Genomic DNA, 19,377 nt, shown 5'->3' with positions numbered 1-19,377 from the left:
AACGCCTGTTACTAGCTTAGCAAGAGTTGTTAAAAAATTCAGTAAGTCCCTAAAGCTTATTAAAAACGCGCGCCAGACGGCCAGTGCCGCTTACCAAGACAGGCGACTCGTTTGCCGGAACAAAAGCGGATTCCCCCGGCTTGAGCACCAGACGCTCGCTACCGTTATGCAAGGTCGCTTCACCTTCCACGCATAACAGGATCGCCGCGCTCTCCTGCGCAATGGCGGTTTCGCCTGCGCTGAGGTCGTGCAGGGAAAAGGCAAAATCGTCAACCGGGATCGGGAAGTCCAGCTCTGCGCCATTTTTCACCGGCTGAGTAAGCAGCTCCGCAGCAGGTTTCGCCTCGAACTTCACGTTGGCTACCAGCTCAGGGATGTCGATGTATTTAGGCGTCAGGCCCGCGCGCAGCACGTTATCGGAGTTAGCCATCACCTCCAGCGCCACGCCGTTCAGGTAGGCGTGCGGGGTTTCAGCGAACAGGAACATCGCTTCGCCCGGATTGAGCTTCACCACGTTCAGCAGCAGCGGAGAGAAGAGGCCGCTGTCGTCCGGGTAAAACGCGGAAATCACGCGAATGGTCTCCCATGGCTCACCCTGCTGGCCGTTCAGCGCGGCTTTCAGCACCGCCAGCGCGTGGGATTTTTCCTCGCCCTGCATATTCAGCAGGCTGGCAAACAGCGCGCTCAGGGCTTCCGCGGTAGGGTTCTCCAGGAAGTGGGCGATAGCCTTGTGCGCCCCGGCGACCGGTTGCAGCAGAGAAATAATCTCGGAAAACTCGCGGAAGGCATTCATCGCCAGGAAAGGAGTGAGGGCGAACACCAGTTCCGGCTTGTGGTTAGGATCTTTGTAGTTACGTTCTGCCGCGTCTAACGGAATACCAGCGGCATTTTCTTTGGCAAACCCGATTTCAGATGCTTTTTTGTTTGGATGAACCTGAATGGAGAGCGGCTGATCGGCGCACAGTACCTTGAACAGAAACGGCAATTCACCAAAACGATTTGCCACTTTTTCGCCGAGCAGCGCGGCCTTGTCGGCGTCGATGACGTCACGCAGGCTGCGAACCTGGCCGCTGGCATCTTCTATTTTTGAGCTGCTCTTCGGGTGCGCGCCCATCCACAGCTCTGCCATCGGCAGATTGTCCGGGTTGGCGATACCGTAGAGATCCGTTAACGCAGTTTTACTTCCCCAGGCGTAGTTTTGCACTGAGTTGATGAGTTTTTGCATTATCAAGCCCTGATTCAAATGTGGAATTAACTCCGGGTATTAAAGCAATAAACCGGATGGAAGTAACCTGCGGATGTAAAAAGTCGTACTAGTCTCAGTTTTTGTTAAAAAATTGTGTAGGATAAGCTGACTCGCTTTTAAGCCGGGCAGCGGAACATCTGCCCTGAATAAACAGACCGACGCAGTAAGTGAGAGAACAATGTCGAATAAACCCTTCCATTATCAGGATCCTTTCCCCCTCAGTCAGGATCGGACCGAGTATTACCTGTTAACCCGCGATTACGTTTCTGTCTCTGAGTTTGAAGGGCAGGAGATCCTCAAAGTTGACCCCCAGGCGCTGACGCTGCTGGCGCAGCAGGCCTTCCACGATGCTTCCTTTATGCTTCGTCCGGCGCATCAGCAGCAGGTTGCCGATATCCTGAGCGACCCGGAAGCCAGCGAGAACGACAAATACGTCGCGCTGCAATTCCTGCGTAACTCGGATATCGCGGCGAAAGGCATTCTGCCGACCTGCCAGGACACCGGTACGGCCATTATCACCGGTAAAAAAGGCCAGCGCGTCTGGACCGGCGGCGGTGACGAAGCGGCGCTGGCGCACGGCGTCTACAACACCTACACCGAAGATAACCTGCGCTACTCGCAAAACGCGGCGCTGGATATGTACAAAGAGGTGAACACCGGCACTAACCTGCCGGCGCAGATTGACCTCTACAGCGTCGACGGTGACGAATATAAATTCCTCTGCATCGCCAAAGGCGGCGGTTCAGCCAACAAAACCTATCTTTACCAGGAAACCAAAGCGCTGCTGACTCCGGGCAAGCTGAAGAACTATCTGGTCGAGAAGATGCGCACCCTCGGCACCGCGGCCTGTCCGCCGTACCATATCGCGTTTGTGATTGGCGGTACGTCCGCTGAAAGCACCCTGAAAACCGTCAAGCTGGCTTCCACCAAATACTACGATGGGCTGCCAACCGAAGGTAACGAGCATGGCCAGGCGTTCCGCGACGTGCAGCTTGAGCAGGAACTGCTGACCGAAGCGCAGAATCTGGGGCTGGGCGCGCAGTTTGGCGGGAAATACTTCGCGCATGACATTCGCGTGATCCGACTCCCGCGTCACGGCGCATCCTGCCCGGTGGGCATGGGCGTGTCGTGCTCTGCGGATCGTAACATCAAGGCCAAGATCAACCGCGACGGCATCTGGATCGAAAAGCTGGAGAACAACCCGGGTAAATATATCCCGGAAGCGCTGCGTAAAGCGGGTGAGGGCGAAGCGGTACGCGTTGACCTCAACCGCCCAATGAAGGAGATCCTGGCCCAGCTTTCACAGTATCCAGTTTCAACGCGCCTTTCCCTGAATGGGACAATTATCGTGGGCCGCGACATCGCCCATGCGAAGCTGAAAGAGCGCCTGGACAACGGTGAAGGGCTGCCGCAGTACATTAAAGATCACCCGATCTATTACGCAGGGCCGGCAAAAACGCCTGAGGGGTATGCTTCCGGTTCGTTAGGCCCCACCACGGCGGGCCGTATGGACTCTTACGTTGACCAGTTGCAGGCCAACGGGGGCAGCATGATCATGCTGGCGAAAGGCAACCGCAGCCAGCAGGTGACGGACGCGTGCCACAAGCACGGCGGCTTCTACCTCGGCAGCATCGGCGGCCCGGCCGCGGTGCTGGCGCAGGGCAGTATCAAGAGCCTGGAGTGCGTGGAGTACCCGGAGCTGGGTATGGAAGCGATCTGGAAAATTGAGGTGGAAGACTTCCCGGCGTTCATCCTCGTGGATGACAAAGGTAACGACTTCTTCAAACAGATCCAGTCGTCTCAGTGTTCGGCATGTGTGAAGTAATTCTGTAAATTGCCGGGTGGCGCTTACCCGGCCTACATTCTCGTAGGTCGGGTAAGGCGTCAGCGCCACCCGACGTCAAAAAGAGCGCACAAAGCGCCATAACGTTTCTCAGAAGTCATCAATACTTATCTCTTAAGCATGTGAGCAATCCCATCTTTGTTATCAAGGAGTAAGTAATGACAATGCATCGCCGCGAGAAAGACTCTATGGGCGCCATCGACGTCCCGGCCGACAAGCTATGGGGCGCGCAAACCCAGCGTTCGCTGGAGCATTTCCGCATTTCGACAGAAAAAATGCCTGTCTCGCTCATCCAGGCGCTGGCGTTGACCAAACGCGCAGCCGCCAAAGTAAACCAGGATTTGGGCCTGCTGGATGCCGATAAGGCCAGCGCCATCATTAACGCCGCCGACGAAGTGCTGGCGGGCAAGCATCCCGACGAATTCCCCCTCGCCATCTGGCAGACCGGTTCAGGCACCCAGAGCAACATGAACATGAACGAGGTGCTGGCGAACCGCGCGAGCGAGCTGCTTGGCGGCGCGCGCGGCATGGAGCGTAAGGTTCACCCGAACGATGACGTGAACAAAAGCCAGAGTTCCAACGACGTGTTCCCGACGGCCATGCACGTGGCGGCTGTCATTGCTGTCCGCGAGCAGCTTATTCCGCAGCTCAACGTGCTCAAATCGACGCTTAATGAGAAAGCGCAGGCTTTCCGCGACATCGTTAAAATTGGTCGTACGCATCTTCAGGACGCTACGCCGCTGACGCTCGGCCAGGAAATTTCCGGCTGGGTGGCGATGCTGAAGCACAACCTTAAGCATATCGAACACAGCCTGCCGCACCTGGCGGAGCTGGCGCTTGGCGGAACGGCGGTTGGCACCGGGTTAAATACCCATCCCGAGTACGCGGTGCGCGTGGCCGACGAGCTGGCGAAGATCACCGGGCAGGCGTTTGTTACCGCCCCGAATAAGTTCGAAGCGCTGGCGACCTGCGATGCGCTGGTTCACACCCATGGCGCGCTGAAAGGGCTGGCAGCCTCGCTGATGAAAATCGCCAACGACGTCCGCTGGCTGGCCTCCGGCCCGCGCTGCGGCATCGGCGAGATCAGCATTCCGGAAAACGAGCCGGGCAGCTCCATTATGCCGGGTAAAGTGAACCCAACGCAGTGCGAAGCCATGACCATGCTGTGCTGCCAGGTGATGGGTAATGACGTGGCGGTGAACATGGGCGGCGCGTCGGGTAACTTCGAGCTTAACGTCTATCGCCCGATGGTGATCCACAACGTACTGCAATCGATTCGTCTGCTGGCCGACGGCATGGAGAGCTTTAACGAGCACTGCGCGGTGGGCATTGAGCCAAATCGTGAGCGAATCAGCCAGCTGCTGAATGAGTCCTTAATGCTGGTAACGGCGTTGAACACCCATATCGGCTATGACAAAGCGGCCGAAATCGCGAAAAAAGCGCACAAAGAGGGGCTTACCCTGAAAGCCTCTGCGCTGGCGCTGGGCTACCTGACGGACGCCGAGTTTGACGCCTGGGTCCGCCCGGAAGCGATGGTGGGCAGCTTTAAGTAATCACTGCGCCACATACAGGTGCAGCCGCGGAATAATCAGCTGTAGCGGCTGCGCCTGGGGTTTATAGCGATGCTGAACGTTTTCGGCATCGTAGTTCAGCAGTTCCCCGATATCCGGCACTACCGCACCCCGATCCGCATCGTAGAGCGCAATCAGCGGCGTTGGGCAGGCATACTGCACCTGCTTTTGCTGCCCGGCATACCAGACGCGGGCGATAGGCTGCACCTTCACCGGACGCTTTATCTTAAGACGCGACTCAGCCGGCAGGGAGGCAATGCTGTGGTACTCCTGCTCCAGCCGTTCAATCCACTGTTCCCGCGACCACGGGGCGACCGTCCGCGGCGATTTCAGGCTTTTCTCCAGCTGCGCCAGGATCTCATCGCGCGTGAAGTTTTTAATGATGTGCTTGTTGGCCCAGCCGAAGCGCAGCGTGGCGGGGTGGCGCAGTACCGTCAGCGAGCGGTAAGCGTTCAGGGTGATCAGCCCCGGAAGCTGGCGATGCACCCATTCAAAGCGGGCTGCGGGCGCCAGCCCGGACTCAACGGTCACGATCTTCTCGAAGGCGGCTTTCAGCGCATTAATATGCGTAATCTGCGCCTCAATCTCTTCACGCGTTGCGGTATCCGTTTGCAGACAGATGACGCCGGGCAGGCGAACGGCGGCCTTACTGCTGCGATTTTCGGACTGCTGCTGGATGAACAGGCGGCGATAGTGCTGCAACGTCAGCTCCAGGGCAGCCTTACCAATATGCTGCGTCACTTCAATGGTGTTCAGCGGATCGTGTTCCGCGCCTTTCGCCACGTCGGGCAGGGAAAAGACGCGGGCGGCCAGCAGGCGGCAGCCCTGTAGTTGCCCCGTCAGGGTCAACAACGCCTGCTCTATTTCCCGAAACGTGGTGTTCAGCCTTTCGATGAGATCGTAAGTCGCCATGATCGCCCCTAATTAGTTACAACATACTAGAGGTATAGCACAACACGCCGGGCCATGCCAGCGTGCGGTTTAGGTCAGGCAGGTACGGGAAGGGGAATGTTGTGATAGATCGGCCAGCTAAAGACGAAACGGGCCCCTCCCAGCTCGCTCGCTTCGCAGCGAACCGTGCCGCCCATCGCCTGGGCAATGGATCGGACAATCGCCAGCCCCAGGCCACAGCCGCCGGTAGCGCGGTCGCGGCTGGGGTCGAGGCGCACAAACGGCTCGAACACCTTTTCACGCTCGGCTGGCTCAATGCCGGGACCATCGTCTTCCACATGCAGAATCGCCTGGCTCCCGTGTAAATCTAAACCTATGCGCAGTGTAGTTTCGCTGTAGCGCATGGCGTTGTTCATCAGATTATCCAGCACGCGTTCCATCAGGCGCATGTCCAGCGCGCCGTACGCCCCGGGAGTAATAGCCGTCAGCAGTTTTCGCTGAGGATTAACGCTCTGCACATCGTTAATGTGCGTCTGTAACCAGGCGGGGAGATCCGGCGTACTCAGGTGCAACTCTGTCTGAGGCCGATCGAGGCGGGCATAGGTCAGCAGCTCTTCAATCAGCGCTTCTAGCTGGCCAATATCCCGATTGAGCGCCTGGGATTCCGCATCGGTCAGGTTTTCGCTCATCTCCAGACGATACCGCAGGCGTACCAGCGGCGTGCGCAGTTCATGCGCAATGCCGTCGATCAGCTGTTTCTTACTGGCAATCAGGGCGTTGATGTTATCGGCCATCTGGTTAAAGGCAATGCCGAGGCGGTCAAAGCTGGAGCCGCTGTCGAAGTGTATGCGTTCAGTGAAATGACCTTCCCCAAAACGCTGCGCGGCGGATTCCAGTTTCAGCATGTCCTGCCAGTGCGGGCGCATCCAGATGAAAACAGGGAAAGCGAGCGAGATGGCAATGAAGCCCAGCAGGGCGAGATCCAGCAGGCGCATCTGGTGCAGGTAATAGAGGTAGGGTACCGGCCCAACGGCCAGGACATAATGGCTGCGGGGAATACGCTGAATAAAGGTGTATTTTTCGTCCAGCGCCACGATGTCTCCGTCGCGCAGGCGCTGCATCGCGGGCGGCGCTAAATCAAAATCCTTCATCGGCTCGATGCGCAGGTCAAACGACAGATTCAGATCCAGCTCTTTTAAGGTGCGTGCCCAGTCATGCGGGGGAATTTCACGCAGCTCGCTGCGCATCAGATAGAGGGAGCTTTTCATCAGGTCGTCCAGAGATTGTCTGCCCGCGCGCTCTGCGGTGAATTTATAGACCAACCCGACCAGCATCGTCATTACCAGGAAGCAGACAAACAGCAGAAGGTAAAACTGTACAAACAGCTTTTTCATTAAATATCACCGGAAAATCAACAAATTAACTACATTGTTTTTAGCTTCAGGGGCACTATAGGGGCATTAGCATATCCGCCAAAGCGCTGATTCAAAAATGATACCTGATCGCTATCGAGAGCATTTATCCACGCAGAGTATACATGGAAGACCATCTCTGCATTCTCATGACCCATCTGATTCGCTATAAAAGCAGGATTAGCACCTGCCGACAACATCCAGCACGCGTATGTATGACGCAACTGATAGGGGCGTCTGCGGCGAATGCCCGATCGTCTTACCGTAATATCCCATAGTGACACAATAGAACTAACTGAATAGTAGGCTGCCTGCTTGCCTTTCTGAGGTCGAGGCATAAACACAAAATGCAGTTTCTGCGTTTCTGTTTTTCCGAACTCCCGGTGGTGAAAAGTGATTGGTACCTTTGGGGAACCTCCCGTTAGCACCTTTTGAGCTCGCAAAGCCTCCAGAGCCGGCTCAAGTAACTTTATCCTCCGGTATCCAGCTTCAGTTTTGGGTGGTCCAAACAAGCCTTCCTGAGTTAGATTGCGCGCTATGTTAGCTTCGCCGGAATTAAGATCGATATCCTCCCAGGCAAGAGCGCAAAGCTCACCGGGCCGAACGCCGGTGTAAGCAAAAAATTGCCACATGTTTTTTTGCTGAGGCGGAGCAGTCTCTTTCAACTGCTCAAACTCATGTCTCAGAAGTGGGTCTGGTTTTGTTTGCCCTTTACGAAGCCTTTTTATCCCGACATATGGTTGATATGAAATGACTTTATTTTTAACCGCATAGTCGAGGATTTGTCGCAGGATGGCCAGATAATAATCTACTGTTCTAACGGCGCGGCCGGTTTTATTTCTCCTCTTTTCGGGTGCATAGTTAGTCTCGCCAGTCAGTAATTCTTTTCTCCAGCCCAGAATGTCGCTGTTGGTGATGGATGCAACCAGTGTTTCAGGGCCAATTAGTTTTGTTAACGTTCTTACAGCTATCCCATAGCTTCTTGTGGCATTGGGGGAGAGATCGATTTTATGGTTTTCGTGCCAGGTTGCTGCAAGTTCTGCGAACGTCGTAATATTTTTAGATGCATAAAACTTTGCTGCTACCTTTGACTCCGGAAACACGCCCCGGTAGTCAAAAGTGCCCAGCTGAATCTCGCTTACAATTTTGGCCCTTAGATTCCCGGCTTTTTTGAGATTCGAAGCATTTACGATCCATCCTTTCAATGTTTCTCGGCATCTAACGCCCTGAAAGTTGAAACTTATTCGTATCTTATTGTTGTGGATCTCAACACCCGTTGGCATTGCAGCCATTATGCCTCCTTCACAAACCTGTTAATGTTTGGGATGTTGTACCAGACAAGTCCTCGCTCTTCGGAGCAGCTTCCATCCAATGGGATTCTCTTAAAATGAACACCTTCTACCCAGGAGGTTTGGCGATAGCTTTTAATCTGACGATCTGTAAGGCCTGTCTTCTCTTTTAGTTTTGAAGCAACGCCCCATTCTGAATCGTAAATTACCTGCGACATTGTTCACCTCAGGTAACCGGCATGAGTATAGATATGCCGGTCTTTAATCGTTGATATTTCAGTTTCAGTTTGCCTGGCCGGGCAGGGAACGCAGTCGGCGCATGCCGGTCATTGCTGTGGCCACGTAGCTTGCCTTGCAGTTGACCACTTCAACCCAGACCTTCACGCCTTCCACTCTCACCGTATAGGTCTCTTTCATCTTGCTGCGCCCATAGTCACCATATCTTCGCTGGTGGGCTGCGAGTGCGATTTCACATGCCTGGCGAGCCAAAGGGGATTGCTTACTGCCTCGATTAATCAGTCGCATTTCTTCTCCTTGAGGGAGGGATTCCCCTCCCGATCTCGTTAGCCCACATATTCCGGTTTCATATCCGCCAGGGTGATTCTGAACTGACCATGCAGCTCGTCGCCCAGATGGCGTTTCGACGATGCAAGAACGCGCTCTACTTCTGCGAACCGCGCAGCTGCATCAGGATCATCTGATGGTGGCAAGGAATTGATTGCGGCCTCAACCTTGTTGCGTGCGTCTACCAGGTAATAACGCTTCACGGCCTTGTTTTTCAGCTCAGTGAACAGGGCAGAACCCAGCGTTGCTTTCACGGTTTCAATATCTGCGCGCAGAGCTTTAGCGCTATCCACATCCTGAGCCGCCTCGATGCGGTCACGGAAATCATCAGCAAGTGCATCGATGTTTTGAGCTGATTCCTGAGCCGTTTGCGTTGTAGTGACGTTGTCACCTGAAATGTCTGCAAGGCTTACGTGCTGCGCTGAGGCAGGGTTTACCTCTCGTTCTTCACGGCGATCATCCAATTCATCGGGGGTATAAACGCCCAGAATCACATCCGGACAGAACAGTCTCGCCCAACGTTTGACAGCCAGGTACGCCAGCTGCTGGCGAGGGTCGTCAGCCCACAGGGTAGAGTTTCGGGTACGGGCCTGAGCCAGCAGTAAATCCAGTTCTCTCGGCTGGTCTTCGCCTTTCAGGGTTGCGCGGATAATGATGCCGATCCCGGCTTCGTCAGCCAAGGTCCAGCCCGGGACGCGGTACTCGCCTTTATCGCCTTTACGGATGTGGAATTTTCCTACAACCTTTTCCCATGGACCGTACCACTCATAATCAAAACGACTGGCAAGCACGCCGCTGCGTGAAATGACGGCATTAACCAGTTGAGCTTCATACCCGAGCACACCGTTAATCAGGTGCGTCTTCTGCGCCACGGCAAAGGGATTCATCTGCCACTGTGCCGCTTGCATTGCTACCGCCATGCAGTCGGCCTGATTACCCTGTAAGTGTTTAGGAACAGTCGCGGTGCCTTGCGCCATGATCTGCGCGAACGTGCTGATGGCGTTCAGATACTGGGAATCGAACAAAGCCACGTTTGAGTTAACAACGGTGTTTTGGTCAGTAACCGTAACATTAGTATTTTGCATAAATCCCCCTTAAGCCTGAGCGCGCAGCGCTTCAAGGCGGCGCAGGTCGAAGTCGTTCAGTTCGTCGGTGTAATTGTCGATGATTGGCGCTGGCCATTCCCCTGTGTCGAAGCCGGTTGCTATAGCGCGCATTGCTTTTCGATACTCGAGCATGCCCAGTTCCAGAAGGTCTGCGGATGCCTCGATGATGGCGATCCAGTGATAGTTCTCGTCTTTGTTGACGAAAATCCAGAAGAACTGGTCCAGCGCCGCGGTTTCGCAGTACATAGCCGCGCTCAGGTGATAATCACGTTCAATGATTTCCCGGTGTAGCCTGGCGCGCAGGCTTTCCTGCTTAACGTTCCACATGCTGATGGTTTTCAGGTCAGCACCAATACGCACGCCGTCCAAGTCGATCTCAAGGTCAGGGCGCACACGAACTTCCAGGCCCGTCTCCTCATCAAAGCCGAAGTAACTCACCTCGACGGCGCGGCTCGGGTGGGTCAGCAGCATGCCAGCGGTCGGGTGTGCCAGAAGAGCTTTTTGAATATCCAGCGCGGTGCTGAGTTGCTGGCGTGTGACCAGTACTTTCCCTTCCGGGTTGTCGCGCCAGGCATCTAGCAACTCGTCGGCAAACACGGCATCTGGTTTGGCTGCCTTCACGGCCTGGATCATGTCTGCTTTGGTACCGGACACTTTCAGTGGCGCCGGTTTCTGTGCTTCCTGAGCCACAAGGTCAGGGTTGATGATTGCCAATTGCTCCAGCAACGCGTCACGGCTGCCGCTGGTTTTAACCGGCGTCGGCAGGGTCGCGTTGTACTCTTTGATGCAAGCCTTCATTGCCGTCGCCGTCTGCTTCTGGTCACCATCAATACGCTGGAAGTCAGCTGGCAGCGCCATATAGTTCTGCGCCGTTTCTTCCAGGTTAGCGCCAAGCGGAACCTGCGGCGGCAGGGTGGCGTTGTACTCTTCCAGTAACACCTTAATGTCGTCGGCAGACAGCAGCGCCGGCAGGCTGGCATTGTACTCATCGATAAAGGCGCGCAGGGTCGCGGCCGTTGTGAATGCGCCTTCCGGGATTACCGGTTCAACGCTGAATTCTGCGTCCAGTTGTTCAGGCTGCAACGCCAGCGCATGTACCAAGTTGCCCATGTCCAGCACCGCAGAGCGCTCTTTGACGATGGTTTTCTCAACGTGGCGCGCATTGAAGTACATCAGCGACACACGGGCATCTTTCACCTGAGTTGAGCTGATGCCGTTTGCTGCGTGATAAACATCATTCGGCAGACCTTCGTAGCGGCCAGGTTCGAAGTATGCAGGGAACTCCACTTCTGGGTTCGATTCCTGAACGTCAATTGTTGTTTCGTGCAACTGGTCTGCTTCTACGGAATCTGTCTGCGAATTAGCTGCATCAGTGCTTTCGCTCGGTGGTACCGAACCAACATCTTCGTCTTTTTCTGGCTTAGCCGTTTCCATCTGCACATCGCTGGTGGTCTCCGCTGTGTTTTCCGTTTTTTCGACTTCATTTGAGTTGGTATTGATGACCGGTTCGGTATTTCCATCCATCAGGCCATCGATGAAGAACACGCCGCTTCCAAGGCTTGCGACCTTTGTCTGGCTTGGAGTACTTGGTTCTTCCACTGTGGAATGACGAACCTCGCGGGAGTCTTCGTTCCATTCTGGATAGCCTTTAGAGCGCTCACCGCTTTCATAGATGCCGTTCGCCGTGAACCACTCACGCACCTGGCTACGCAGTTTGGTTGTGCTTTCTTCTCCAGACCATGAAATAGCGCGGGTAACTCCAAAAATACTGTTGGCGTCGTAGTCGAGGATGTCGGTGGTTTTACTAAGAACCTTGAGCGCCTTGGCGTGCGACTCATCTTTTTTGTCAGCGAGTTCTTTGGCGGCCAGGAGTTGCGTACGGTTGATTTGCCCCGGTACTGCATCTGGGTAAAGCTGAGCAATCGCGATCTCAATGCTCAAGTTCGCCATGTTCTGGGCAACAGCGCGTTTATAGGATTCGGTTGTTTCTGGTTTTTCTGGTTCTAAAGGTGCAGGAGAACCTACTTCAGAAATTCGATTACCCTCAACCCATTCGCGCACCAGGGTGCCGCGGTCAATGTAATCAGTCGCAGCCCAGATTCTGGTGAATCGGAGAACCAAAGCGAGTTGGTGACGCTTCTCCTGGCTGAACACTTTGCGAATGGCGTCGGTGTAGCGCCACAGGTCTTTGGTATCGTAACCCTTCAACTCTTCGCAGTTTTCTGCCGCCAGCAGCAGGTTCTGGACATAGCTGTTGTCTGTGTCCATTTCCAGCGCGCTGATACCTTCGTATTCTTCGCGGGTTAAGTGGTGGCGCAGTTCATCGGCGGTGAACTGAGCGAGTAGCTGCTTGCGAAATGGCATACGAACGACCGGATAACGTGTGGTTTCGTCATCATTCTCGTCAATCTGAATACCGTTTTCAGGTTCTGGAACCTGATCGGTTGTAAAATCGGCGTCGCTGGTTCTTTCTGATTTGAGCAGAGTAAGCTTTCCGTTCCTCCACTCTCTCACTACCTCATTACGGTCGCCGGCATCTACTCTCAACCAGTCGGCCATGAAAGCAGTAAGTAGCTTTACTTCGTGCTCTTCATCTGGCGCGAAGACCTGCTTAATCGCCTGAACCAGTTTCCACTCAGCGTTCAGGCTGAGTTCGGCAACTTCAGGGATGTCGTTCTTCGCCAGCAGCAGATTCTGGAGATAGGTGTTGCCTTCATCCAGAGACATTTCGCTTGCAGCCAGCTGCTGCTCTTTAGTGATGTTTGACTGGTATTTGTCGCTGATCAGGTGGACAGCAAAACGGACCGCTGGAGTGCGGTTTTCAAGCGGGACACTCTCGACGATAGTTTCGACTTTAACGGTCGTTTCCGGTGCGGCAGTTTCGTCCACGGCACCAGTCGACTCAGTACCAGCCTTTGGCAGCCAGGAGCGTCCATCGTCCTGGAGGGCGTAGCGTTTGCACCAGGTGTAATCCACTGTGCTTTCTTCCGGCAGGTCGTTGTAAACAGGGAAATCGGTGCGAACCGGTTTGGCATAATCCTTACCGCGGCCGGTTTCAATACCGGCATCTTCCAGCTCAACATCGAGCTGTAGGTTTGCACGGGCTTCTGATTTAGCAGTGAACCAAATCACTGCGTCTTCTTTGCCAGATTTCTGCGTAGCCTTAACTACATAGAAAAATTCCATGTGAGATCCTCTTTTTTGGATGTAAGATCCCCGGGCCAGAGATAGCGCCCATTGGGTGAACTTTGGTTGTTTAAGTAGTTTTCCGGTGTAACTTTGGTCGGGAGCACCGGACGTACGGGCCGCCTTGCGCGGCTTTTACGTTATGCCTCGTGGGCCATCTGGTCGTACGAAGCACAACGTTCAGAGCAGTATTCTTTTTCTTTGCGCGCCAGCTGTGAGCCGTTGCGATAGAGAAGGGTGCTTTTAACTACTTCCTCCGGTTCAACCGGCTTGCCGCAGTACCCGCATTTCGTCGAGTTACACATCTGGATCCCCCTTTTGCGCCAGCAGGTAGCATAAGCGGCGAAGAATCACTTCGAAGAAGTTCAGCTTTACAGCCTGTTGCCGTCCTGGTTTGCGTGCGAAATCAATCATTCTCACCCTCGTTTGCCTTAACGCCGGCCAGCGGAACGTTTACACCTGATGCGCTTTAATCTCTCCACCTCATCCGACTGTTCATATGCCGTCGGCGGCTACTTCGTGGGCATCCTGCCTTGGTGGAACGTGATGCGTCTTGATGAGTTAGATTAAACACAAAGTTTAAGTGCAGGTCAACAAAATGAGTAATTTTAAATAAACAAAATGTTTATTCGGTGCTTATTGAGAGTGAAATTTTGTTCTTTGGAGGCAAAAAATTCGACGGAATGATACAGGCTGGAAGTCCGGGAAATGGGCGCTTAGTACAAGGGATGTGCTAGTTATTAGAGGGGCATAAAAAAAGGCCACTTTATGGCCATTTCTTATAGTAGATCTTTACGAATCATTGCTGAAAGGATTACTCAATCATCCTGCGAACGAATCCGGCCTTTCATATACTTATCATATAGTTCGTCTAGCTCTTTCAGGCGAAGCGCGAAGATGCGAAGCATGTTCTGTTGTTCTTCTTCGGGAAGCTGACGGTAAAGTTCCAGCAGGCGTTGTTCGTCCGGCTTCAGTCCATCTTTCTCGCCAACATCTTGGCCAAGCAGCCACTCAAGGCTCACCCCAAGCGCATCCGCCAGCTTAATCGCTGAGCTTTTACCAATCGTCCCACGTACGAACCAGTTATTGACCGACTGAGCACTGACGCCACAAATACGGGCCATGTCTGATTTGGTCAACTTCTTGAGCTCAAGAATCTCGTTAAGCCGCTGAACTTGTGGGTGGTTAATCTGATGAGTTTTTTTTTTCATGGACGAATTCTAAACCAAATGTTTATTAGCTCAATATTCAAAATGTTGACACTAACATAAACAATATGTTTAATTGCGTGGTTATTACAGGAGCTATTTATGAAAGCAATTGATAAAGCAATTACCAAAGCAGGAACTGCTACGCGCTTAGCGCAACTGCTAACCGTAAGCGCCATGACTGTTAGTCATTGGCGAAATCGATATCAGGGCGTCGTCCCGGCAGATCGAGTTCTGCAAATTTATGGGGTTACCGGCGTAACTCCGCACGAGTTGCGCCCAGATCTCTACCCAAACCCAACAGACGGTTTACCTAAACAGGAGCCCTAACAATGCAAACTGTTTCATTTCAACAGAGTAGCAGAGCTTCGTCTAATTCACTGATATTCCAGTGTCATCAAAGCGAACCGGCAGCGCAGGATGTTGATCATCGAGATATTTGTTCTGCTGTCCGGGCGTGGGCTGCGGCAGAAGGGCGCGTAGCTGTTGCGCTTCAAATCCAAGAAGCGGCGGAAGAACTCCAACTTGATGGCGTGGATTTCTCTGGCCAGGCAGATGTCTGGAACGTGAAGCTGTTCCGCTGGCTCGACAACAAAGAAGATTCCGCTTCGTACCGAAAGAACGTCGAACAACTCGTGCCCGCGATCATGTCTGTCTTACCGCTTCGATACCGCGACCGTGTCGTTAAAAACGACTCGTTTGCCTACCGCATGGCCAGGTTGGAAAAAGAGGTGAGTGAGGCGAAGCAAGCTTTGATGCTCGATGCACCGAAGAAGGAAAAGCTGAGGGAGTTAGGCGAGGGGATTTTCGAAATGTTCAGAGTCGATCCTGACCTTACAGCGCCGCTGCTGGCGATGGTCACAACCATGCTGGGGGCAATGTGAAGACTTCAGAAAAGGCGAAAGCCGCGGTGCTCGAACACCAACGGCTTTCAGGTGCAAAAACGGAGTGTAATTGCGGAGCTAAGTATGTCAAACACAGCTGAAATTATCAATTTCCCCCACAGAACCGAACAACCGGGAGGTCGTATGGCCGACCTGTCGAACGGGTATACCAAGGTCGCTAACGAGATCCAACAGCTCAAGCCTCGTCTGAGAATGTCAGGCCGGGAGTGGCAGTGTTTTGAAGCAGTGATCTGGCTTACCTACGGCTGGAACAAGAAGCAGGACCGTGTGACGAACACGGTGATAGCCGAACTTACAGGGCTGAGTGATTCCCACGTTTCGGATGCGCTCAAATCACTTGCTGAACGCAAAATTATCTTCAGTCAGAAGCAGGGTGTGATGAAAACGGTCGGTATAAATACTGACCTTTCCGCCTGGATTTTAGACAAACCGAAAACGGGAAAAGTCTTCCCGAAATCGGGAAAAGTGTTACCGAAAACGGGAAAAACCTTCCCGGAAACGGTAGACACCCAAGACTATAACAAGAACAATATTAAAAGATCCTCGTCTCGGAATTCTGACGAATCCCGAAACCAGAAAACTCAAAAGTTTCTCTCGCGCCATCCAGAAGCTGCCGCCGGGATATACACCCCGGCAGGTAAATCATGGGGATCCGCTGACGACCTCAAGGCCGCTCGCTGGATTTACGACAGGCTTCTCACCGTCAACGCTTCGCTATCCGAACCAAACTGGGCTGAATGGGCAAACACCATCAGGCTGATGCGCGTCCAGGACAAGCGCACGCACTACGAAATCTGCGATTTGTTCCAGTGGGCCAACAGGGACGAGTTCTGGAAAGACAACATCCTGAGCCCTTCGAGTCTGCGCAAACAGTGGGATCAGCTCACCACCAAACGGCTGCGCGCAACCGGGGCGGTAAAACCTTTCCGGAGCGGTATCGACCTGCATAACACCGACTGGATTGACGGGGTACTGGAATGAAAAACCTTGCCGAGAGCATTCGCAATTTTGACAGGGAACAGGCTCGCCGTGTGGCCCATAACTTGCCTGAGCAGTACACCGAGCGCGAACAAACGCAGCAGGTGGCGCAGATTATCAATGGGCTATTCGTACAGCTGGCCGCCGCGTTCCCGGCAAGCCTGGTTAATCGCAGCCAGGAAGACGTGAACGAGATTCGCCGGCAATGGGTGCTGGCGTTCAAAGAAAACGGGATAACCACAATGGAGCAGGTTGAAGCAGGCATGCGCATGGTGCGTCGTCAGGAGCGTCCATTCCTGCCGCCACCTGGCCAGTTCATCAAGTGGTGCAGGGAAGGGCGCTGCGTGCTGGGAATCACCACCGGTGACGTCATGGCTGAATACTGGAAGTGGCGTAAGCTGGTGTTCCGGTACCCGAGCAGCGAGCTGTATCCGTGGCCTAAGCCGGTTTATTACCACATTTGCCTCGAACTACGGCGCCGCGGAACTGATGGGCAACTCAGTCATAAAGAGCTCGAGCGTGAAGCCGGAGATATTCTGGATAAGTGGGAAAAGCGGGTGCTGGCTGGGAAGCCGATTCCGCCTGTTCGACGGGCTCTGGCTGCGCCACTGACGCAGAAGGGGCCAACGCCAGCTGAGTTGCTCAAAGCCAAGTATGAGCGGATGAAAGCCGATGGGAGGGCGTAGGGATTAAATGGTCTGCTTTGAGCGAGGAACGGACATTGCTAACAGCCTTCTGTGTGAATTATCAGGGAACACGTCAGATTAATCGACCCTTCCCGCAAAGAGCCAAGGCTCTGGCATCTCGTGCTGTTCTCCTGGTAGAACAGCCAGTCGCAGGTAAGTATTATTGAATGAGGCACATGCGCGGCCTGCGCCGTTATAGTCCCATCCACAGCGCAATTAACGCCAGCAGTGCGGGCAGCACCTGCACATAAAGAATTATCCTGCTGGCGGTGATTGCGCCAAACAGACCCGCAATCAGCACGCATACTAGAAAAAACAATTTAAACTGGAGACCACCGTCGCCCAGCCACAGCCCCCAGAACAATCCCGCCGCTAAAAAACCGTTATACAGCCCCTGATTGGCGGCTAGCACCCGGCTGTCTCGGGCGAAATCAGCGCTGAGATTAAAAGCCTTGCGGCCTGTTTTCGTGTCCCACAAAAATATCTCAAGCACGAGAATATGTATGTGTATGACGGCGACAAGCGCGATAAGAACGGAAGCGATCATGAGCCATTCTCACAAAGAAGAACGCAATATCAACAGTATATACTGAGCAGCTGGTTTGCGGCGGTCATTATGCCGTAGCCGATACCCGTCCGGCCGCGCGCCACCAGACAATTAATGCCGCAAGCGCCCCCCCCCCCCAAGCGTCGCAAATGCCATGCGCCATGACGAATGCGCGACGATGCTGCCCGCCAGCGCCGGGCTAAACGCGGCACCCGCGCCCTGCATCAGCATAATCACGCTCTGCCCCGCGTTGATGTGCCCGGACCCGCGTAGCGCGTTAACAATATAGCCCGGCACCGCCACGCCCAGGATCCCAGCGGCAACGCCATCCAGAATTTGCACCGGAATAACGGATAACGGCCCGGCAAAACTGGCGGCCAGGGCGGCGCGCACCGGCAGCACAATAAGCGCAATCAGAATAAGCCGCCGGTAGCCATAGCGCTGCGCCTGCGCGGAGGTCAGAAGGGCGACCGGGATCATCACGCATTGCGAAATCACTACCGTCGTCGCCGCGTAGATTCCAGGGCTCCACAGGCTGCTGCCGGTAGCAGCCACGCGCATGCTGAGCATTGGCAGCAGCGCAGCGTTTCCGAGGTGAAACAGCAGCAGCGTGATCCCGGTCGTCAGCAACACAGGATGACGCATCAGCACTGACAGCTGCGGCACCACCTGCGCCTTATCGCCGGTTTCAAGGCCGCGCGCCGCGTCATGATCAATATCCTGCTCGCGGATCGCCAGTACGCTAAGCGCGGTGAAAACCGCCATGCCCGTCATCATGACAAAGACAGCGCCGATGCCCCACAGCCACATCGCGCCGCCTGCCAGCACGGCCGCCAGCATATTGCCGCCGTGGTTGAACGCCTCGTTGCGGCCCATCTGCCGCGTGAAGCCGCGCTGGCCGGTCAGGCCCAGCGTGATCCCCGCTACCAACGGGCCAATCAGCGCGGCGACCAGCCCGGACACAATCTGCGAAAACATCGCAATGCTGTAACGGGTGCTGTACCAGAGCATGAGCGTCGCCAGCGTGACCAGCGCGCAGCAGGCGAGCAGCAGCAGGCGCTTTTTGCGCGTGGCATCGATCATAATCCCTGCGGGTACCGTCGCCAGCAGCGCCGCAATCCCGCCTGCGGTCATCACAAATCCAATATCATCCGGTCGCCAGTGCTGTTCAGTGAGATAAATGCCGAGAAAGGGGCCGAGCCCATCGCGCACATCCGCCAGAAAAAAGCTCATCAGGCAGAGCGCCTGTAGCGATCGCAACATCTTCATTCTTCTCCCTGCAAAAGGTGGTGACCCGAGATGATGTTATTATATTGTTATCAATGCATTATGGCAGTATTGAAAAAAGGCTAGCAAGATAAAAATAACCAAATGAAACGGGCAAGCGGTTGTGCCCGACGTCAATAAACCTGCATCGAGCAACGCTTTATTTGAGAGGTTGTAGTGATCCTTTCCCCGTTAAACAACACTGATGGTTGTTAACTACTTTCGCTACTGGCACAAAGCTGACATTCCAGCCTGTGTATGACCGTAAAAACTACCTTCGCGTGATAAGCCGCTTCGGGTAATGACGAGGCGCTTTTGTGACATGCTGGAAAACCAATTTAGATGTTCACTGAAAGCCCGGTTACCCTGGCTAAACGACCCTTAGAAATTTCTAAGGCGAAATAGTCACATAAGTCTTCTTCACGTGTGTTATAACCGAGTTACAAATCGCCACCACTGGCGGTAAAGAGGCATCTCATGAAACAGCGCATTACAAGAGCAATCGGCCTCAGCAAGTTCTCGCCACGTTGGGTTAAGGTTATCTGTTTACGATTGACTAAAAACGATATTGAGCGCTCCCTCAACGCACTTCTAGCCACAATTGATGAATCTGAGCTATCTTCGGAGCAAGTCAAAGCATTAAGAGAATGCGTTGAGAGAATTAACATCGCAAGGGGAA

At 54.1% G+C, this 19,377-nt stretch carries 17 protein-coding genes and 2 pseudogenes; 6 read left to right on the top strand and 13 right to left on the bottom strand.

Annotation, left to right across the window (positions count from 1 at the left end; all coding sequences use genetic code 11):
• Nucleotides 1-49: 49 nt before the first annotated feature.
• The gene (gene manA / locus N5C09_RS06800; RefSeq protein WP_279748702.1) at nucleotides 50-1,225 is read right to left on the bottom strand and encodes a mannose-6-phosphate isomerase; all 1,176 of its coding nucleotides are present in this window, start codon (nucleotides 1,223-1,225) and stop codon (nucleotides 50-52) included.
• A gap of 199 nt (nucleotides 1,226-1,424) precedes the next feature.
• Between manA and fumA the strand changes: the two genes are divergently transcribed.
• Both fumA and fumC read left to right on the top strand, forming a co-directional pair.
• Nucleotides 1,425-3,071, top strand: coding sequence for a class I fumarate hydratase FumA (gene fumA, locus N5C09_RS06795; RefSeq protein ID WP_063448897.1), 1,647 nt, complete (start codon nucleotides 1,425-1,427; stop codon nucleotides 3,069-3,071).
• 176 nt (nucleotides 3,072-3,247) lie between these two features.
• Nucleotides 3,248-4,642: a class II fumarate hydratase gene (fumC, locus tag N5C09_RS06790; RefSeq protein ID WP_279748701.1), complete on the top strand. Its 1,395-nt coding sequence runs from the start codon at nucleotides 3,248-3,250 to the stop codon at nucleotides 4,640-4,642.
• Here the strand turns inward: fumC and tus are convergent, their stop codons facing one another.
• The 10 genes and pseudogenes from tus to N5C09_RS06740 form a co-directional block, all read right to left on the bottom strand.
• On the bottom strand, nucleotides 4,643-5,572 hold the full coding sequence (gene tus, locus N5C09_RS06785; protein WP_279748700.1) for a DNA replication terminus site-binding protein: 930 nt from the start codon (nucleotides 5,570-5,572) through the stop codon (nucleotides 4,643-4,645).
• A 74-nt stretch (nucleotides 5,573-5,646) separates the two neighbouring features.
• Nucleotides 5,647-6,945, bottom strand: a complete 1,299-nt coding sequence (gene rstB, locus N5C09_RS06780) for a two-component system sensor histidine kinase RstB (RefSeq protein ID WP_279748699.1) — start codon at nucleotides 6,943-6,945, stop codon at nucleotides 5,647-5,649.
• 29 nt (nucleotides 6,946-6,974) lie between these two features.
• The gene (locus tag N5C09_RS06775; RefSeq protein ID WP_074160881.1) at nucleotides 6,975-8,255 is read right to left on the bottom strand and encodes a site-specific integrase; all 1,281 of its coding nucleotides are present in this window, start codon (nucleotides 8,253-8,255) and stop codon (nucleotides 6,975-6,977) included.
• Nucleotides 8,255-8,470 carry an excisionase family protein gene (gene xisR / locus N5C09_RS06770; RefSeq protein ID WP_023296467.1) on the bottom strand — a complete coding sequence of 72 codons (216 nt, stop codon included), beginning with the start codon at nucleotides 8,468-8,470 and terminating at the stop codon, nucleotides 8,255-8,257. Before xisR ends, N5C09_RS06775 begins: the two co-directional genes overlap by 1 nt.
• A 64-nt stretch (nucleotides 8,471-8,534) precedes the next feature.
• A complete protein-coding gene (locus N5C09_RS06765) occupies nucleotides 8,535-8,777 on the bottom strand; it encodes a DUF4060 family protein (protein ID WP_047365628.1) in 243 nt (80 codons plus the stop codon).
• A gap of 38 nt (nucleotides 8,778-8,815) precedes the next feature.
• Nucleotides 8,816-9,901, bottom strand: coding sequence for a RecT family recombinase (locus N5C09_RS06760; protein ID WP_063448892.1), 1,086 nt, complete (start codon nucleotides 9,899-9,901; stop codon nucleotides 8,816-8,818).
• Nucleotides 9,902-9,910: 9 nt separating this feature from the next.
• Nucleotides 9,911-13,108 carry a RecE family exodeoxyribonuclease gene (locus N5C09_RS06755; RefSeq protein ID WP_279748698.1) on the bottom strand — a complete coding sequence of 1,066 codons (3,198 nt, stop codon included), beginning with the start codon at nucleotides 13,106-13,108 and terminating at the stop codon, nucleotides 9,911-9,913.
• A 140-nt stretch (nucleotides 13,109-13,248) separates the two neighbouring features.
• Nucleotides 13,249-13,413, bottom strand: coding sequence for a YdaE family protein (locus N5C09_RS06750; protein WP_023296471.1), 165 nt, complete (start codon nucleotides 13,411-13,413; stop codon nucleotides 13,249-13,251).
• Nucleotides 13,406-13,561 (bottom strand): annotated as a pseudogene (locus N5C09_RS06745) (hypothetical protein); the annotation flags it as partial. The pseudogene N5C09_RS06745 and the gene N5C09_RS06750, both read right to left, overlap by 8 nt.
• A 365-nt stretch (nucleotides 13,562-13,926) precedes the next feature.
• On the bottom strand, nucleotides 13,927-14,319 hold the full coding sequence (locus N5C09_RS06740; protein WP_063448890.1) for a helix-turn-helix domain-containing protein: 393 nt from the start codon (nucleotides 14,317-14,319) through the stop codon (nucleotides 13,927-13,929).
• A 99-nt stretch (nucleotides 14,320-14,418) separates the two neighbouring features.
• Between N5C09_RS06740 and N5C09_RS06735 the strand changes: the two genes are divergently transcribed.
• The 4 genes from N5C09_RS06735 to N5C09_RS06720 all read left to right on the top strand — a co-directional run bounded on the left by N5C09_RS06735 (nucleotide 14,419) and on the right by N5C09_RS06720 (nucleotide 16,885).
• A complete protein-coding gene (locus tag N5C09_RS06735; RefSeq protein ID WP_022651300.1) occupies nucleotides 14,419-14,646 on the top strand; it encodes a YdaS family helix-turn-helix protein in 228 nt (75 codons plus the stop codon).
• 2 nt (nucleotides 14,647-14,648) lie between these two features.
• On the top strand, nucleotides 14,649-15,200 hold the full coding sequence (locus N5C09_RS06730; protein WP_063448889.1) for a toxin YdaT family protein: 552 nt from the start codon (nucleotides 14,649-14,651) through the stop codon (nucleotides 15,198-15,200).
• A gap of 84 nt (nucleotides 15,201-15,284) precedes the next feature.
• Complete coding sequence (locus N5C09_RS06725) at nucleotides 15,285-16,202, top strand: replication protein (protein ID WP_063448888.1); 918 nt, start codon at nucleotides 15,285-15,287, stop codon at nucleotides 16,200-16,202.
• Nucleotides 16,199-16,885, top strand: coding sequence for a replication protein P (locus tag N5C09_RS06720; RefSeq protein WP_063448887.1), 687 nt, complete (start codon nucleotides 16,199-16,201; stop codon nucleotides 16,883-16,885). Before N5C09_RS06725 ends, N5C09_RS06720 begins: the two co-directional genes overlap by 4 nt.
• Before the next feature lie 193 nt (nucleotides 16,886-17,078).
• Here N5C09_RS06720 and N5C09_RS06715 read toward each other — a convergent pair whose 3' ends face one another.
• Together N5C09_RS06715 and N5C09_RS06710 are read right to left on the bottom strand one after the other, a co-directional pair.
• Complete coding sequence (locus tag N5C09_RS06715; RefSeq protein ID WP_063448886.1) at nucleotides 17,079-17,432, bottom strand: DUF1304 domain-containing protein; 354 nt, start codon at nucleotides 17,430-17,432, stop codon at nucleotides 17,079-17,081.
• Nucleotides 17,433-17,499: 67 nt separating this feature from the next.
• Nucleotides 17,500-18,695: pseudogene (locus tag N5C09_RS06710) on the bottom strand (MFS transporter).
• Nucleotides 18,696-19,377: the final 682 nt, after the last annotated feature.

It is taken from the genome of Enterobacter sp. GD03975 (assembly GCF_029838645.1).
Taxonomy (GTDB): Bacteria; Pseudomonadota; Gammaproteobacteria; order Enterobacterales; family Enterobacteriaceae; genus Enterobacter; species Enterobacter quasihormaechei.
Note: the sequence above shows the minus strand (reverse complement) of the source record. Positions and strands in the feature narration are given on the sequence as shown.

Coding starts and splice junctions, on each gene's coding strand:
- manA (WP_279748702.1), bottom strand. CDS start 1,225: ATGCAAAAACTCATCAACTCAGTGCAAAACTACGCCTGGGGAAGTAAA.
- fumA (WP_063448897.1), top strand. CDS start 1,425: ATGTCGAATAAACCCTTCCATTATCAGGATCCTTTCCCCCTCAGTCAG.
- fumC (WP_279748701.1), top strand. CDS start 3,248: ATGACAATGCATCGCCGCGAGAAAGACTCTATGGGCGCCATCGACGTC.
- tus (WP_279748700.1), bottom strand. CDS start 5,572: ATGGCGACTTACGATCTCATCGAAAGGCTGAACACCACGTTTCGGGAA.
- rstB (WP_279748699.1), bottom strand. CDS start 6,945: ATGAAAAAGCTGTTTGTACAGTTTTACCTTCTGCTGTTTGTCTGCTTC.
- N5C09_RS06775 (WP_074160881.1), bottom strand. CDS start 8,255: ATGGCTGCAATGCCAACGGGTGTTGAGATCCACAACAATAAGATACGA.
- xisR (WP_023296467.1), bottom strand. CDS start 8,470: ATGTCGCAGGTAATTTACGATTCAGAATGGGGCGTTGCTTCAAAACTA.
- N5C09_RS06765 (WP_047365628.1), bottom strand. CDS start 8,777: ATGCGACTGATTAATCGAGGCAGTAAGCAATCCCCTTTGGCTCGCCAG.
- N5C09_RS06760 (WP_063448892.1), bottom strand. CDS start 9,901: ATGCAAAATACTAATGTTACGGTTACTGACCAAAACACCGTTGTTAAC.
- N5C09_RS06755 (WP_279748698.1), bottom strand. CDS start 13,108: ATGGAATTTTTCTATGTAGTTAAGGCTACGCAGAAATCTGGCAAAGAA.
- N5C09_RS06750 (WP_023296471.1), bottom strand. CDS start 13,413: ATGTGTAACTCGACGAAATGCGGGTACTGCGGCAAGCCGGTTGAACCG.
- N5C09_RS06740 (WP_063448890.1), bottom strand. CDS start 14,319: ATGAAAAAAAAAACTCATCAGATTAACCACCCACAAGTTCAGCGGCTT.
- N5C09_RS06735 (WP_022651300.1), top strand. CDS start 14,419: ATGAAAGCAATTGATAAAGCAATTACCAAAGCAGGAACTGCTACGCGC.
- N5C09_RS06730 (WP_063448889.1), top strand. CDS start 14,649: ATGCAAACTGTTTCATTTCAACAGAGTAGCAGAGCTTCGTCTAATTCA.
- N5C09_RS06725 (WP_063448888.1), top strand. CDS start 15,285: ATGTCAAACACAGCTGAAATTATCAATTTCCCCCACAGAACCGAACAA.
- N5C09_RS06720 (WP_063448887.1), top strand. CDS start 16,199: ATGAAAAACCTTGCCGAGAGCATTCGCAATTTTGACAGGGAACAGGCT.
- N5C09_RS06715 (WP_063448886.1), bottom strand. CDS start 17,432: ATGATCGCTTCCGTTCTTATCGCGCTTGTCGCCGTCATACACATACAT.